Source organism: Hafnia sp. CBA7124, from assembly GCF_002355555.1.
Classification (GTDB): Bacteria; Pseudomonadota; Gammaproteobacteria; order Enterobacterales; family Enterobacteriaceae; genus Hafnia; species Hafnia alvei.
Map to the genome: position 1 here is coordinate 750,770 of NZ_AP017469.1, position 16,016 is coordinate 766,785.

The 16,016-nt window shown below is 45.4% G+C and carries 13 protein-coding genes and 1 tRNA gene; 9 read left to right on the top strand and 5 right to left on the bottom strand.

The window, feature by feature from the left end:
• Positions 1 to 53: 53 nt before the first annotated feature.
• Positions 54 to 572, bottom strand: coding sequence for a flavodoxin FldB (fldB, locus tag CPY98_RS03550; protein ID WP_040046181.1), 519 nt, complete (start codon positions 570 to 572; stop codon positions 54 to 56).
• 192 nt (positions 573 to 764) lie between these two features.
• Here fldB and xerD point away from each other — a divergent pair, with 192 nt between their 5' ends.
• From xerD to CPY98_RS03580, 6 genes are all read left to right on the top strand, one after another.
• Positions 765 to 1,676, top strand: coding sequence for a site-specific tyrosine recombinase XerD (gene xerD, locus CPY98_RS03555; RefSeq protein WP_226930151.1), 912 nt, complete (start codon positions 765 to 767; stop codon positions 1,674 to 1,676).
• A 27-nt stretch (positions 1,677 to 1,703) separates the two neighbouring features.
• Positions 1,704 to 2,420 carry a bifunctional protein-disulfide isomerase/oxidoreductase DsbC gene (gene dsbC / locus CPY98_RS03560; protein ID WP_025801619.1) on the top strand — a complete coding sequence of 239 codons (717 nt, stop codon included), beginning with the start codon at positions 1,704 to 1,706 and terminating at the stop codon, positions 2,418 to 2,420.
• A 5-nt stretch (positions 2,421 to 2,425) separates the two neighbouring features.
• Positions 2,426 to 4,159 (top strand): single-stranded-DNA-specific exonuclease RecJ, encoded by a 1,734-nt coding sequence (gene recJ, locus CPY98_RS03565; RefSeq protein WP_043490968.1) that lies wholly within the window; start codon positions 2,426 to 2,428, stop codon positions 4,157 to 4,159.
• Between the two features lie 406 nt (positions 4,160 to 4,565).
• A protein-coding gene (prfB, locus tag CPY98_RS03570; protein ID WP_096386376.1) for a peptide chain release factor 2 occupies positions 4,566 to 5,664 on the top strand; the annotation gives its coding sequence in 2 pieces (ribosomal slippage) (positions 4,566 to 4,640 and positions 4,642 to 5,664; 1,098 coding nt in all).
• A gap of 9 nt (positions 5,665 to 5,673) precedes the next feature.
• Positions 5,674 to 7,191 carry a lysine--tRNA ligase gene (gene lysS, locus CPY98_RS03575; protein ID WP_025801616.1) on the top strand — a complete coding sequence of 506 codons (1,518 nt, stop codon included), beginning with the start codon at positions 5,674 to 5,676 and terminating at the stop codon, positions 7,189 to 7,191.
• Positions 7,192 to 7,384: 193 nt separating this feature from the next.
• Positions 7,385 to 7,458, top strand: a tRNA-Gly gene (locus tag CPY98_RS03580).
• A gap of 86 nt (positions 7,459 to 7,544) precedes the next feature.
• Here CPY98_RS03580 and CPY98_RS03585 read toward each other — a convergent pair.
• The 4 genes from CPY98_RS03585 to CPY98_RS03600 form a co-directional block, all read right to left on the bottom strand.
• The gene (locus CPY98_RS03585; protein WP_043490978.1) at positions 7,545 to 8,177 is read right to left on the bottom strand and encodes a lysophospholipid acyltransferase family protein; all 633 of its coding nucleotides are present in this window, start codon (positions 8,175 to 8,177) and stop codon (positions 7,545 to 7,547) included.
• A gap of 9 nt (positions 8,178 to 8,186) precedes the next feature.
• Positions 8,187 to 9,116, bottom strand: coding sequence for a phosphatidate cytidylyltransferase (locus CPY98_RS03590; protein WP_046449091.1), 930 nt, complete (start codon positions 9,114 to 9,116; stop codon positions 8,187 to 8,189).
• On the bottom strand, positions 9,109 to 9,711 hold the full coding sequence (locus tag CPY98_RS03595; RefSeq protein ID WP_046449090.1) for a CDP-alcohol phosphatidyltransferase family protein: 603 nt from the start codon (positions 9,709 to 9,711) through the stop codon (positions 9,109 to 9,111). The genes CPY98_RS03590 and CPY98_RS03595 overlap by 8 nt, the downstream gene beginning before the upstream one ends.
• Positions 9,712 to 10,174: 463 nt before the next feature.
• Positions 10,175 to 10,711: a helix-turn-helix transcriptional regulator gene (locus tag CPY98_RS03600; protein WP_043490985.1), complete on the bottom strand. Its 537-nt coding sequence runs from the start codon at positions 10,709 to 10,711 to the stop codon at positions 10,175 to 10,177.
• A 587-nt stretch (positions 10,712 to 11,298) separates the two neighbouring features.
• Between CPY98_RS03600 and CPY98_RS03605 the strand changes: the two genes are divergently transcribed.
• The 3 genes from CPY98_RS03605 to galU all read left to right on the top strand — a co-directional run bounded on the left by CPY98_RS03605 (position 11,299) and on the right by galU (position 15,841).
• A complete protein-coding gene (locus tag CPY98_RS03605) occupies positions 11,299 to 12,315 on the top strand; it encodes a GGDEF domain-containing protein (RefSeq protein ID WP_025801605.1) in 1,017 nt (338 codons plus the stop codon).
• Positions 12,316 to 12,446: 131 nt separating this feature from the next.
• Positions 12,447 to 14,867: an EAL domain-containing protein gene (locus CPY98_RS03610; protein ID WP_172863832.1), complete on the top strand. Its 2,421-nt coding sequence runs from the start codon at positions 12,447 to 12,449 to the stop codon at positions 14,865 to 14,867.
• 65 nt (positions 14,868 to 14,932) lie between these two features.
• The gene (gene galU / locus CPY98_RS03615; protein WP_369828282.1) at positions 14,933 to 15,841 is read left to right on the top strand and encodes a UTP--glucose-1-phosphate uridylyltransferase GalU; all 909 of its coding nucleotides are present in this window, start codon (positions 14,933 to 14,935) and stop codon (positions 15,839 to 15,841) included.
• The last annotated feature ends 175 nt before the right edge of the window (positions 15,842 to 16,016 follow it).

The following is a 16,016-nucleotide window of genomic DNA, read 5'->3' on the forward strand; positions in this document are numbered from 1 at the left end:
TTCCATCGGGCATTTTTGTTTCTTTCTATGCAATGTGTGCAATAAGCATCGCATTACAGCAATTCAGCGATCTCCAGCATGATCTGTTCGCACCATTGTTCTAGGCGCTTGTCGCTTAAATCGTATTGATTCGCTTCGTCGAGAGCCAAGCCAACGAACAGCTTGCCATCGTCAATCACCGGTTTAGGGCTAGTAAACTCGTAGCCTTCTGTTGGCCAATAGCCGACAAACTGCACGCCTAGCGGCAGTAAACGATCGTGAAGCATACCCAGTGCATCGAGGAACCATTCGCCATAACCAAGTTGATCACCCATGCCATACATGGCGATGATTTTATTTTGTAGATTCAAGCTTGGCAGTGCGTCCCAGACGGCTTCCCAGTCCTCTTGAATCTCACCAAAGTCCCAGGTTGGAATACCGAGGATCAGAATGTCGTAATCCTCCATGCGCTGGATGGGAACGTCTTTGATGTTATGTAAATCGACTAACTCGGCGCCGAGAATATCGCGAATTTTTTCAGCGGCCATTTCGGTATAGCAAGTGCTGGAGCCGTAAAAAAGACCTATCTTCATAGTAATACCTAAAAACATTCGAGCTGCGACTAGGCGGCAATCAGGGTGAACGAAGGTAGCGAACGCTGCGGTAATGTAAAGGGTGCAGGGAAGTTGCTGCCGTCGGGTTACAAATACATAACACCAGAGTGTATCAGATTTGAATCCGTGTCAGGCATAATGCACACTAAACCTTGGTTTGAGTCTTTATCAATGGAGTCGCCGGTGCACGAGCAAGATCAGGCACTGATAGAACAATTTTTAGATGCGCTGTGGTTAGAGCGCAACTTAGCCGAAAATACGCTGGCCTCTTATCGTTTAGATTTACGGTCGTTGGCTGAATGGCTGGCGCATCATCATTCTGATTTATTACAGGCTCAGGTTTCTGATCTGCAAAGTTTCTTAGCTGAACGCGTCGATGGCGGCTATAAAGCGACCAGCTCTGCCCGTTTACTTAGCGCCATGCGTCGTTTATTTCAGTATTTCTATCGTGAAAAAATGCGCAGCGACGATCCGACGACGTTATTATCGTCGCCAAAGCTACCGCAGCGACTGCCGAAAGATCTCACCGAAGAGCAGGTTGATACGCTGCTGCAAACACCAAGCGTTGAGAACCCAATAGAACTGCGTGATAAGGCGATGCTTGAAGTGCTTTATGCCACCGGACTCCGCGTTTCTGAACTGGTGGGGCTGACGCAGGCCGATGTTAGCTTGCGTCAGGGCGTGGTGCGCGTTATTGGTAAAGGTAATAAAGAACGGCTGGTTCCGCTGGGAGAAGAGGCGGTTTACTGGATTGAGTATTATCTGGAATATGGTCGACCATGGCTGCTGAATGGGCAAACGATAGACGTGCTGTTTCCCAGTAATCGTGCCCAACAGATGACGCGCCAAACGTTTTGGCATCGCATTAAGCATTATGCGGTACTGGCGGGCATCGATAGCTCGCGTTTGTCTCCGCATGTGCTCAGGCACGCTTTTGCCACCCATTTGCTGAACCATGGGGCAGATTTGCGTGTCGTACAAATGTTGTTAGGACATAGCGATCTGTCCACAACCCAAATTTATACGCATGTAGCTACTGAACGACTGAAGCAGCTACATCAACAGCATCATCCCCGTGCGTAAGGCGCAGGGAAATACAAGGATTACGCAATGAAGAAAGGTTTAATTTGGCTGTCTTTGCTGGCGGCTTCAGTCACTGGCGCAGCACATGCAGGTGATGCTGAAATCCAGCAGTCGCTGAAAACATTGGGCGTACAGAAAGCCGAGATTCAGCCTTCTCCGGTTGCCGGTTTGCAAACGGTATTTACCGACAACGGCGTGCTTTACGTGACCAGCGATGGTAAGCACATTCTGCAAGGGCCGATGTATGACGTCAGCGGCGCGGTGCCAGTTAACGTGACTAACCAGATTCTGGTTGGACGTCTGCAAAAGCTGGTGCCTGAGATGATTGTCTACAAAGCACCAAAAGAAAAACATGTGATTACGGTCTTTACCGACATCACCTGTGGCTACTGCCACAAACTTCATTCGCAGATGAAAGAGTATAACGATCTGGGTATCACCGTGCGTTATCTGGCATTCCCGCGTCAGGGTTTAAGCTCTCAAGCGGAAAGAGATATGCAGTCAATCTGGTGCATGGCCGATCGTCGCAAGGCATTTGATGCGGCATTGAGCGGTGAAGCGACTCAGCCAGCAACCTGTAATGTTGATATCAAAAAACATTATGAGCTCGGCGTGCAGTTTGGCGTGCAGGGAACTCCTGCCATTGTGCTGAACGATGGCACCGTGATCCCTGGCTATCAGGGACCGAAAGAGATGTTGGCGATGTTGGATGCGCAGGCAGCCATGAGCAAGGCTAAAGGTTAATTGGTTTGATCGTATCAACACAGCTCCGCCGCCGAGAGGCGGTGGAAAATCATGAACTTCCTGACGATCTCCATCCGCTATTGCGCCGCGTCTATGCCAACCGTGGCATTGTTAGCATGCAAGAGCTGGAGCGTGGGGTTAAAGGTTTACTCTCATACCAGACGTTATCGGGCATCGATCGCGCAGTCGAGCTCCTTCATCAGGCACTGTCTGAGCATCAACGTATTGTTATCGTCGGCGATTTTGATGCCGATGGCGCAACCAGCACCGCGCTTTCCATGTTGGCATTGCGCAGCATGGGGGCGGCAAACGTTCAGTATCTGGTACCGAACCGTTTTGAAGATGGCTACGGGCTAAGCCCTGAAGTGGTTGAGCAGGCTGCTGCTATGGGCGCGGAGCTGATCATGACCGTCGATAACGGTATATCGTCTCACGCAGGCGTTGATAATGCGCATGCTCGTGGGATCAAAGTACTGGTTACCGATCACCATCTGCCGGGGGAAACTTTACCCGCCGCTGATGCGATGGTTAACCCGAATCTTAACGACTGTGGTTTCCCGTCGAAGTCGTTGGCCGGTGTTGGCGTGGCGTTCTATCTGATGTTAGCGCTGCGCAAGCATCTGAATGAACACGGCTGGTTTGAACAACACGGGATCGCCGCGCCGAATCTGGCTGACCTGCTCGATTTAGTGGCGCTAGGCACGGTGGCAGACGTTGTGGCGCTGGATGCCAATAACCGAATTTTGGTGCATCAGGGGCTTAATCGTATCCGCGCGGGTAAATGTCGCGTTGGGATCCGTGCGTTGTTGGAAATTGCCAATCGTGATGCTCGTCAGTTGGTCGCAAGCGATTTAGGTTTTGCGCTTGGTCCACGTCTTAACGCCGCAGGGCGCTTGGACAACATGTCGGTTGGCGTTGAGCTATTACTCTGTGATGAGATGCCAAAAGCGCGCGAGCTTGCCAGCGATCTGGATAGTTTGAACGTGACGCGCCGTGAGATAGAGCAGGGCATGCAGGTTGAGGCATTGCAGATTTGCAGCGAGCTGGAACGCACTACGGTTGAAATGCCGTACGGTTTGGCGCTGTATCATCCTGAATGGCACCAAGGCGTGGTGGGCATTCTCGCTTCACGCATCAAAGAGCGCTTTTACCGCCCGGTGATTGCTTTTGCTCCTGCGGGCGATGGCATTCTGAAAGGCTCTGGTCGTTCCATTCACGGTTTGCACATGCGCGATGCGCTGGAGCGTATTGATTCGCAAAACCCCGGTTTGATCATGAAGTTTGGCGGTCACGCGATGGCGGCCGGATTGTCATTAGAAGAATCGCGCTTTGATGAGTTCCGTCAGCGTTTTGCTGAACTGGTCGGCGAATGGCTGGATGCATCTCAGCTTGAAGGCGTGATCTGGTCTGACGGTGAACTGGCGATGGATGAGCTTTCGCTGCCAACCGCAGAGTTGCTGCGCGATGCAGGGCCATGGGGGCAGGCGTTTCCTGATCCTACCTTCGACGGCAAGTTCAAAATCTTGCAGCAGAGGCTGGTGGGTGAACGTCACCTGAAGCTGATGGTTGAGCCTGTGGGTGGCGGCCCGTTGCTAGATGGTATCGCTTTTAACGTGGATACCGCGCTGTGGCCAGATCCGAGCGTACGTGAAGTGGAGCTGGCATTTAAGCTGGACATTAACGAATATCGTGGCAACCGAAGTGTACAGCTGATGATTCAGCACCTTTGGCCGCGCTGACGCACTCGAACAAAAATCCATGTAATGTATGAGGGGTAGCACAAGCTGCCCCTTTTTGTTCTCGTTATACTCCTCAGATGATTAAGTGTAGTGAGACGTCGCTCTTTTATAAGAAGAAGTAATAACAGCGAGCCTGCAATAAGCCATACATTTTAATCGCGTCGTTCCTCGCCGGAAATTGCAGCAATAGAGCTTGAAAATCGCGGAATGACTGCCATTTATAGGTGTGAGTTGCTATATTCTGTAAGGACATTTTGATAGAGTCGAAAGCTAGGCGTAAGCAGTTTTTTAGTTCATTACGCTGCCTTAACGCTATTTTTATCGTCTCTTTATGACGGTTTAGGAATTCCTTTAGAGGAATGACATGGTTCCGTCGCTGAACACTTAACGAAAGATATAAGAAAATATGTTTGAAATTAATCCGGTAAAAAGCCGTATCCAGGACCTGTCTGACCGGACAGAAGTTCTGAGGGGGTATCTTTGACTATGATGCCAAGAAAGAACGGCTAGAAGAAGTTAACGCCGAGCTCGAGCAGCCCGACGTATGGAATGAGCCAGAACGCGCACAGGCGCTGGGCAAAGAACGTTCCTCGTTAGAAGAAATCGTTAATACCATCAATCAAATGACTCAGGGTCTGGATGATGTATCCGGATTGCTGGAGCTGGCTATCGAAGCCGACGACGAAGAGACCTTCAATGAGGCCGTCGTTGAGCTGGATCAGTTAGACGCCAAACTGGCTCAGTTAGAATTCCGTCGTATGTTCTCAGGTGAGTACGACAGCGCTGATTGTTATATCGACATTCAGGCCGGTTCTGGCGGGACAGAAGCACAGGACTGGGCAAGCATGTTGCTGCGTATGTTCCTGCGCTGGGCGGAAGCCAAAGGTTTCAAAACCGAAATTATTGAAGAATCAGACGGCGAAGTAGCCGGTCTGAAATCTGCGACCGTAAAAATCTCCGGTGAATATGCTTACGGCTGGCTGCGTACTGAAACTGGCGTTCATCGCCTGGTACGTAAAAGCCCGTTTGACTCTGGTGGTCGTCGTCATACGTCATTTAGCTCTGCGTTTGTGTACCCAGAAGTGGATGACGATATTGATATCGAGATCAATCCAGCCGATTTGCGTATTGACGTATACCGCGCCTCTGGTGCCGGTGGTCAGCACGTTAACCGTACGGAATCCGCAGTACGTATTACCCATATTCCGACCAACATTGTGACCCAGTGTCAGAATGACCGTTCTCAGCATAAGAACAAAGATCAGGCAATGCGTCAGCTGAAAGCTAAGCTGTACGAATACGAAATGCAGAAGAAAAATGCTGAGAAACAAGTGATGGAAGACAACAAGTCTGACATCGGTTGGGGGAGCCAAATCCGTTCTTACGTTCTGGATGACTCTCGCATTAAGGATTTACGTACTGGCGTTGAAACGCGTAATACACAGGCCGTGTTAGATGGCGACCTGGATAGATTCATTGAGGCAAGCTTGAAAGCCGGGTTATGAGGAAACAATATGTCTGAACAACAATCACAAGGTGCCGATCAGGCTCTTGATCTTAACAACGAAATGCAGTCTCGCCGTGAAAAATTGGCCGCGCTGCGCAAGGAAGGGATCGCATTCCCTAACGATTTCCGCCGTGATGCTACTTCGGACAAGTTGCATAGCCTGTACGACGAAAAGGATAAAGCAGAACTCGAAGATCTGAACATCGAGGTTTCTGTTGCTGGTCGTATGATGACCCGCCGTATTATGGGTAAAGCTGCCTTCGTTACTCTGCAGGATATGGGTGGTCGCATCCAGCTGTATGTTGCACGTGACGATCTGCCAGAAGGCCTGTACAACGACCAGTTCAAAAAATGGGACTTGGGTGACATCATTGGTGCGCGCGGTAAAGTATTCCGCACTCAGACGGGTGAATTGTCTATCCATTGTACCGAAATTCGTCTGCTGACTAAGGCACTGCGCCCGCTGCCAGACAAATTCCACGGTCTGTCCGATCAGGAAACTCGCTATCGTCAGCGTTATCTTGATCTGATCGCAAACGAAGAGTCTCGCGAGACTTTCCGGATTCGTTCTAAAACTCTGGCTGCTATCCGTAGCTTTATGGTGAACAAAGGCTTCATGGAAGTGGAAACTCCTATGATGCAAGTGATCCCTGGTGGTGCTTCTGCACGTCCATTCATCACTCACCACAATGCGCTGGATATCGATATGTATCTGCGTATCGCGCCAGAACTGTACCTGAAACGTCTGGTTGTGGGTGGCTTCGAACGCGTATTCGAAATCAACCGTAACTTCCGTAACGAAGGCGTTTCTCCGCGTCACAACCCAGAGTTCACCATGATGGAACTCTATATGGCTTACGCGGATTACAAAGACCTGATCGTTCTGACCGAAGATCTGTTCCGTACTCTGACTCAGGAAGTTCTGGGCAGCAGCATTGTTCAGTACGGCGACCAGACTTTTGACTTCGGCAAACCTTTCATCAAAATGACCATGAAAGAGTCCATCAACCACTATCGTCCAGACATTAAAATGGAAGATTTGGATGACTTGGATAAAGCGATCAAAATCGCAGAATCTCTGGGCATTAAGATCGAGAAGAGCTGGGGCCTAGGCCGTATTCAGTGTGAAATCTTTGACGAAACCGCAGAGAAAAACCTGATTCAGCCAACCTTCATCACCGAATATCCAGCAGAGGTTTCTCCGCTGGCTCGTCGTAACGATGATAACCCGTTCATCACTGACCGCTTCGAGTTCTTCATCGGCGGCCGTGAAATTGGTAACGGCTTCTCCGAGCTTAACGATGCGGAAGATCAGGCTGAACGCTTCCAGGATCAGGTTCGTGCGAAAGACGAAGGTGATGACGAAGCGATGTTCTACGATGAAGACTATGTGACTTCTCTGGAACACGGTTTGCCACCAACCGCAGGTCTGGGTATTGGTATCGACCGTATGATGATGCTGTTCACCAACAGCCATACCATCCGTGACGTGATCCTGTTCCCAGCAATGCGTCCAATCAAATAAGTTTGTAAGCGGTAGCGAGCCTGCCGCATACCAAATAAAAATCCCCACTGGTATTAAAACCGTGGGGATTTTTTTTGAATTGATTTCCTATATTGTGATCGCCCAACGGTCTAACTGCTTAATTATTCGTCACTTAGGGTTTTAATCTGCTTGATGGTGTGCCAGAAGGGACTATAATGATCGCCACATTGATGCGGGCGTAGTTCAATGGTAGAACGAGAGCTTCCCAAGCTCTATACGAGGGTTCGATTCCCTTCGCCCGCTCCAAATCTCTCCATCCCCCTGTAGTCCACTCATTTCAACTTTTACTCGATAAATCCATATTTATTAGGATATTGAAAGTGTTTCATGACTCATGCTGTTTTCCTTGTAGCAACCTGCTGTAAAGCGACAAAACGATTTAATAGCGATCTCTTAAATGTGATTTTGTCCGCGTCATAAAACAAGGCGTCATCAATAAAGATGTCGATAAAGAAAGGCACCGGAATCTTTTGGCCTTTTCCCATCGAACGGTCAAGGCCGTGCATATAGACAGGAATAATGGGAACTTCAGGGCATTGCTGGCTCAAATGCCAGATGCCGGATTTTATTTCTGAAAATTTACCCGGCTCTCCGCGTGTGCCCTCGGGAAAAATAATCACAATTTTCTTTTCATTTAATGCATCAACGCAGGCTTGTAACGGGTTGGTCTGATGGGCTCCACGATAAACAGGGATGATGCCGATCACCTTCAGTGCAAACCAACTAATCAACTTGTTTTTCAAAAAGTAATCTGCCGCTGCGACGGGCTGCACGTTGACCAACGTTGAGAGCGGAAATAGGGTGAATAGTGTCAGCACGTCGAGATGGCTATTGTGATTCGCTACGATAATCGCTGGGCCATCTATCGGTAATTTTTTACGGTTAGAGACACGAACACCGAGCCAAATCCAAACCACGGGATAGGCAACGCATAGCGTAAAAATCCAGCGCAGCATGCGGTTCATGAGTGTTCCTTAAACGTAAAAGTAATAATAAAAATGGAAGAACAGCGGTGCGGTATAAATCAGCGAGTCCATGCGATCGAGAATACCGCCGTGCCCGGGCAGCAGTTTGCCGGAGTCTTTCACGCCGAAGTCTCGTTTAATCGCTGACATCACCACGTCACCGCAGAATCCACTTAGGCCAATAATGACACCTGCCGCCAATGAATGGTGCCAATCCATTGGCGTAAGAAGTGGGCCAAAAATCGCTGCTAGCAGAGTGGTGGTCATGACTCCGCCGATTAATCCGGCCAGCGTTTTATTTGGGCTGACTTTAGGCGTAACCTTAATTTTGCCCAGTGATTTGCCCCACAGATACTGGGCAATATCGTTAAGCTCTGTCGTTGCGACTAAGAAAATAACCAGCAAAGCCCCCGCATTGGCATTAATGCCGGGCAGCGTTAGCAGAAAGGCAACGTGACTCAATGCAAAAACCGTGGTCATCATGCCCCAGTGCATGACCGACGCAGAATGTAAGAATCCTTTGGTATCGCCGACGATAACCATGCGAGCCGGCAGGAATAAAAATACATAAATAGGAATGAAGATAATGAACATTCCGTACCACGACATGCCTATCCAGATATATTGCAGAGGAATTGCGGCGTACATCCATAGCAATGGCACGCTGTCTGAACGTCGCGTTGGGGCTAGCGTCAGGTACTCTTTTAATGACAGAAAACTGATAAAACCGAAGAAAGTCAGCGCCAGCCATTTGGGTGACAACATCGCGAGTGAAAATAGGCAAATGATTACCCACCAACTATTGATGCGTTGTTGTAACTCCAACCAATCGCGCTGTGGACGGAGTTTTTTTAAGGCGAAGATAATCATAGTCGCCAGTAGTAAAACGCTGAAGATCCCGCCTAGGCAATAATATAGCGTGTACATGGTATCAGGCATTTTTCGCCTCCAAAGCACTGCGGCAGCGGTTAATGCAGGTCCACGCAAGTAACAGTGCCGCAATACCAAATATGATATTGGCAACGCTGACATACTGAGGCCAGAGCGCAATAAATAGACCTAATGCACCAAGCACAAACGCTCGATCGCTTTTGCCGAGTGGACCGCGGTAGTTCCGGATCCCTGTTAATGTTTGGGCGATGACACCACAAAACTCGGTGAGCCAGGAAAGCAGTACCACGAGTATCACCAGCCAAGGCGCGATGCCGGTTAAAAAAGCGAAAGCAAGGTAGAGCGCAGCATCGGAAATAATGTCGCCAACTTCATTCAAAATGGCACCGAGCGTTGATTGCTGCTTAAACTCTCTGGCCAGCATGCCGTCGATAGCGTTTAGCGCCATGCGAAAGAATAAATAAAACGGCAGCGAAATATATAAAATTGGTGTAGGGAAATACATCAGCAATCCGCCTAGAAATACGGACGTCAGCATGGCCAGTAGCGTGACCTGATTGGCCGTCACCCCCCCAGCGTGGAGTTTGACAACCATGGGTCTTAATAGATTCTGAAACTTAGGTTTAATGTCGTATAAGGTCACGTTATGGCTCCTGCCAAATAATTTAAATCCACTTATCCTCGAAGGCTATTCAGTGCGCCAGCAAAGCATTTATGGCTTCACTGAGGCAGATATTATGTGTCGCATAAAAGAAGAGAGGGGAAGAGAAATCCTTTGGCATCGTTCTATCCTACATCCGTTTTAGTTGTAAATATTTACGCGATTTTTATAGGGTTAATTGTGTTTTATTTCACAAAAACGAGCAATGTTTTTAAATGTAATAGCCTCATCTTTACATATTTTCGGATTTTTCATGCGTTGTATCTGTATGCACTGCACATCCTATTATTTTAAATAGCGAGGTAGTGAACGATTTAGATGCAAAAGAACATCATCCATTTAATAAAATCCAGATGAAGATGATTTTTTAGTATAAGTTTTGATTATGAATGAAACGATGATCTCCTTATCCGCTACTCGACTTCAGAATTTAATTGTATATTTATTATTTGAATAGACCGCCTGTGTATATCGGCTTTGCAAGGTAATACAACTCTTGTTTACTTTTCGCACCTACTTTGATCATAATGTTTCGCTTATGTGAACTAATTATTTTCGCCCCAGTTTTAAGTATTTTTGCGCTTTGAATATTCGTCATTCCATGCATTGTGAAATATAGGATTTTTGACTCCATGCTCGTGAGGTAAGTCGCCGATCTAATCGATGTGTTATCAGACAGTCGTGAATGAATTAGACTAGATAATCGATACTTTATCTTGTCGATAGAATCATTTTTATCAACCCAAAATACATTTCCATTGATGCATTCAGTAAATAGTCTCAAGAGTAAAAATACTTTTTTAGCACAAAGGATAATACATTTGTCGGCACTTTTTATTGATGACAAATTGACACCGTAGGTATCATTAATATCAATATCAATAATTGCTATTTTCTTCTCCTTGAGTTCAGCAGAGGTGAAAATGATGATCTCCTCTAAGGCTAAACGTAGAAAACTATTGTTGGTAATAACATTTTCCATACGGATTATTCTTAGGTCTTAATGTCTGATTTGGTTTGTAGTATTTATGCTAACATGCTTGGCTTTATGTCGGTGTTTATAACTATAAAACTAATTTATTTGATAACATTGTCTGTCTGGAGCTTAATGTATAGGTTTTAATTCTTTGTTTTCCTATCTGTGGGCGGCCTTGGTTATCAATAGCCATTCATCTGACTACTGGCAGTATGCTTTTCCACATTCACTCTTGCTGTTTCCATTCGAGATTCGCCATCTTACATCAAGGTTTGTTTTTGTATAAAGTTACATCAATACAAAAACGCGAGATAAAAACCTATAAGTTAAGCTTTTTTGTTTATTTTTACTCTGAGTTTTGCGTGATTTTAAGTATAAATTACCATTGGAGGTCTTGGCTGCTATTCTTTTGTCAGCTAGGAAATACTGTGTCTTTCTTTGTGAACGGATGCCGGAATGCGGCCAACGCAAAGGATACATATATCCATTGGATGACGAAACAGTATTAGCCGCTACGCATTTTAGTACGCCGCCACGGAGGGATGCTGAACCCTAATGACAATCGATTTTCCATGGTATTTGAATAAGCGCCTATGAAGCTCAGTGACGACATTTCTACACGTTCAACCAACTTTCATCATTTCATCACTATAGCTTCGCTGGTAGTGAGTTTGATCTGTTTTGTTATGTTCTACTACAAAATTGATAAAATGAACTCAGACCTAGAGGGCGTTCTCAGTATTTCAATCATGAAGTCTGAATATTTGACTAAAATAAACGATATCATTTATTCACGTGTAGAAAAAGATGAGTCATATCAAAAAAATGTCGCTGGGATTTATAAAACCTATGTCAGTGATATTTTTAACTCAAAAATTTCGGATGCAGTAAAGTTTGAAGAAGAGCATTTTGCAGAGAATATTTATCTCAAAGCACGCGATCAGGATGCTCGTCAAATTTATCATGATATTGCTATTGATAATAATCGCTTTCCTGAGTTGGCAAAGAACTTATTAGACCAAACCAAAGCAACGTATAACCGACAATTGATCATTCTTATTTTGATCCCAACGCTGATGGCGCTGTTGCGTTGCATTCAATCAATCTACTATTTTTATTCTCTGCGCAAGCTGCGTGGTAACTACATGATTGACCCACTCACGGGTGTCTATAACCGTCGCTATTTGCCACGCATTCGTGAAACTGAGGGTATTTGCTATATTTTGGCCATTGATGTGGATAACTTTAAAACGGTTAATGATACTTGGGGCCACGCATTTGGTGATACGGTCTTGCAGCAATGTACCTATCGCATGAAAGAGCATCTTCGCGATCACGATATCGTGGTTCGCATGGGCGGCGATGAGTTTTCAATCTTCTTGTTTAAAACCGACGAAGTTGGCGCACAAAGAGCAGCTCAACGTTTGCTAGATACCATTAACGAACAGGCGCTTGAATTGCCTGATGGCGGAACATTTACGCCATCACTCTCTATTGGCATGGCTAAATGTCATGGGAATGTCGAATTGGCGATGAATATTGCGGACCAAAATCTGTATAAGTCGAAGAAGAAAGGAAAAAATACGATTTCGTTCGGAGGAGATAAGTAAAAATGATCCTGAATAAAATTAGACTCTCGCTGAGAACCGCTATTTTTATTGTCTTCTTCATCTTTTCATTAATTATGATTTTGAGTGTCATGTACATTCAATTCTATCGTGAAAATGAGACGTTGAATGTTATGAGTGAGCGCATTATTGATACTCGCGGTGAGGCCGTAAGTAATGCGCTTAATTACTATATTCATATTCCTCAGCAAGCAAACTCTATTGCAGCCATTTTTATCAAAACGCTAGATACTGATAACTGGGATCTCACTTTCCAGCAGATCGAAGGTTATTTGTATAAAGTGATGACTCAGACTTTCTCCAAAGAGTCTCTGCTTAGCTCAATCGCCTTTGGTAGCGTTCAAGGGAATTACATTGGATTTGGACGCGATCTTGAGACGAACTGGACGTTCCAAATTAAAAAGAATCATGAGACTCACAATAAATTGCTGTTCTATAAAGATGGAACCAGTGAGAGTCCAGTGCTCTATAGCGTTGATGATTATAATCTTTTTGGCCGACCTTGGTTTAGTGCTGTTAATGCCTCTCGACGTTCTATGTGGAGCAATGCATACCGAGATGTTAATTCAGAATCAGGGGTAAGCATTTCCTTTAGCTCTCCCGTTTCAGATAAACACGGTCATTATATCGGTGTTATTTCAAGCGATTTGCGCTTGAGCCGTCTTAACCGATTTTTAGCCAATCTGACAGCGACAGAACATAGCCTAATCTATCTGGTTAATGATAAAGAACAGATTATTGCCGCTTCAGCGCCAGAGTTGCTTCAGGGGAAACGGAGCCAAGGCTTAGCCGAGCAAAGTGGAGCCGACCTTCCGAATGTAAAAGACAGTTCAGAGGCGGTGGTTAAAGCCACGGCTCAATATGTTCGCGATAACAATACCAGTATTAATCGGATTGATATCTCCGGTACTCGTTATTTCAGCAAGGTTATTCAGGTTGGAGATTCGCTCAACCTAAAAGGCTGGAAAATGGTGGTGCTGGTTTCAGAGAATGAGTTAACCGGTAAGCTGTCTAAATATCGTGATATGACATTGCTGATCGCTGGAATTGTATTGTTATTAGGCTGTTTTTTATCACATCGTATTCTTTCTGTTGTTGTTAACCCGTTACGTAAAATTGCTGAACAGGCACCTGATATCGCCTTAAGACGAAAAATTGACAGAAACTACAGCTGGTCATTTAAAGAGATAACGACGCTCGATAACGCACTCAATAGAATGGCAGGCGATCTGGATACGGCTTTTGCACGCCTAGAAAATCAAATTAATATCGATAGCGAAACTGGGCTGCTCACCCGTAAAGGGTTGCTGGCCGAACATAAAATAATATCTTCATCGTTCCGTGGCGTAGTCGGTGTGGTTACGCTCAGTAATCTACAGACGATGATAAACAACCTTGGCAATGGCTATGCCATTAGCTATCTCGAGTCATTTATTAACTTTCTTTATCAATATTTCCCAAGTAACGCCATCGTGGCGCGCGATTCTATTGAGCGTTTAATTATTTGTTGCCCAGGTTCCAGCGAGAAAGATATCAGTGAAAATATTCATCGGTTAATGAACCTTATGCAGGCAGCCGAGAGCGAGTATGTGAATAGCATGCACGTATTCATGGGGTACGTTGGCATTGTTTCCTGCGCCGAAGGCGATCTGCTCGAAACATTGATTATCAGCGCAAATATTGCACAGCAGGCTGCTCTTCATCAAGAAAATGGGAATGCGCGAGTCTATGACGATTCTTTACGTGAGCTCGCACTGAAAAACATTAACATATTGAACCATCTGTATGGCGCCATCCCCAATAACGAACTTTACCTTGTTTATCAGCCGATTATTACGTTAGGTGATCCAGAAGTAAGAGAAGCTGAGTGCTTGATTCGTTGGGAAAATCCCGCATTAGGAATGGTTAGGCCCGATCAGTTTATTCAGGTTGCGGAAGAGTCTGGTTTTATCATTCAACTGGGGCGATGGATTATCGCCGAGGCATGCCAGGAGCTGGCATCGCGCATTGCACATAACTTTTGCTCTAGCAACTTCAAGCTACATATTAACGTTTCTATTATTGAACTGGCCCAGCCCGATTTTTGTGAATATATTCTGACAACTATCGAAAAAGCTGGATTGTCGCCACGTAATATCTGTATCGAAATTACCGAGACAAGCATGATTAAGGGCGACGAACTGCTTAAATCGACCTTGGCTGTTTTGCGTACTGCGGGCGTGAGTGTTTCTATTGATGATTTTGGCTCAGGTTTCTCAAGCCTGTCTTATCTACACAAGCTTGAGTTTGATGCGTTAAAAATAGACCGTAATTTCGTTATGGATGTGCTGAATAACAAGAAAAATGAATCCATTATTTCGGCTGTGATATTGCTGGCTAAAGGGTTTAATGTGCCGCTTATCGCCGAAGGCGTTGAGACCAAAGAGGTTGCGGATAAGCTGCAAACTATGGGCTGTGAGAAAGCTCAGGGATACTATTTCTCACGTCCTGTACCGTTTGACCAGTGGCCAGATGCGTTACTCAATCATCATTAATTTTATGATGGTGTTTTATTATCGTTATTCTTGACCCGGTTTTTATCTTAAACAAATATTCATTTTTGAGGTATACAGTGAGCGTAATTAAAAAAGTCATTATCCCTGTGGCTGGATTAGGGACGCGTATGCTCCCAGCAACCAAGGCAATTCCTAAAGAAATGTTACCTTTAGTTGATCGACCGTTAATTCAATTAATTGTTGATGAATGTGTTGCTGCTGGAATTAAAGAAATTATTTTAGTTACGCATAGTTCAAAAAATGCAATTGAAAACCATTTTGATAAAAATTTTGAGCTTGAATCGACATTGGACTCTAAAAATAAACATCAATTGCTTGATGAAGTTAGAGCAATTTGTCCTGCTGATGTTTCTATTGTTTTGGTAAGGCAAGGCGCAGCACAAGGATTAGGTCATGCGGTACTGTGCGCCCAATCATTAGTGGGGGAGCAACCATTTGCGGTGTTATTACCGGATGTCATTATGGATAATCTTCATGGCGTGGAAAATAAAAGCAATAATTTAGCCTCGATGATACAGCGCTATGAAAGCACGTCTATTAGCCAAGTAATGGTTTCCCCTGTACCCGAAGAGGATGTCTCTAATTATGGCATTGTTGATTGTCAAGGCGTTGAAGCTAATCCAGGCGAAAGCGTTCTTATTAAACGGGTAGTTGAGAAACCAGCTAGAGATAGTGCGCCTTCTAACTTATCGATTGTAGGGCGTTATATTCTCCCCCCTGAAATTTGGCCAATATTAGCCAGTACGCCGTGTGGTGCCGGTGGTGAAGTTCAGTTAACAGATGCAATCAGTACGTTAATGGAATCACAACCAGTTGCCGCTTACGCCATGGTGGGGAGCTACTATGATTGCGGAAATAAACTGGGATATGCCCAAACATTTGTTGAAAGCGCAATGGCTCATCCTGATATTGGCCCACTATTTCATGCGTGGCTAACCAGTAAATTTGCCTAGACCTGAGATTTTCAGCGGGTTCATATGCATCCTTTGAATTTTTCAATGTCAGAGTAGTGAACTAAAAATCTATAAATGCCATAAGCCGTGGATTTTTATTCTTTGTTTTTCTGATTTTAATGAAAATATTCTATTTTTAACCGAGCGCAACTAGTCTATTGCTTGAGCGATTTTC

Coding starts and splice junctions, on each gene's coding strand:
- fldB (WP_040046181.1), bottom strand. CDS start 572: ATGAAGATAGGTCTTTTTTACGGCTCCAGCACTTGCTATACCGAAATG.
- xerD (WP_226930151.1), top strand. CDS start 765: ATGGAGTCGCCGGTGCACGAGCAAGATCAGGCACTGATAGAACAATTT.
- dsbC (WP_025801619.1), top strand. CDS start 1,704: ATGAAGAAAGGTTTAATTTGGCTGTCTTTGCTGGCGGCTTCAGTCACT.
- lysS (WP_025801616.1), top strand. CDS start 5,674: ATGTCTGAACAACAATCACAAGGTGCCGATCAGGCTCTTGATCTTAAC.
- CPY98_RS03585 (WP_043490978.1), bottom strand. CDS start 8,177: ATGAACCGCATGCTGCGCTGGATTTTTACGCTATGCGTTGCCTATCCC.
- CPY98_RS03590 (WP_046449091.1), bottom strand. CDS start 9,116: ATGCCTGATACCATGTACACGCTATATTATTGCCTAGGCGGGATCTTC.
- CPY98_RS03600 (WP_043490985.1), bottom strand. CDS start 10,711: ATGGAAAATGTTATTACCAACAATAGTTTTCTACGTTTAGCCTTAGAG.
- CPY98_RS03605 (WP_025801605.1), top strand. CDS start 11,299: ATGAAGCTCAGTGACGACATTTCTACACGTTCAACCAACTTTCATCAT.
- CPY98_RS03610 (WP_172863832.1), top strand. CDS start 12,447: ATGAGTGAGCGCATTATTGATACTCGCGGTGAGGCCGTAAGTAATGCG.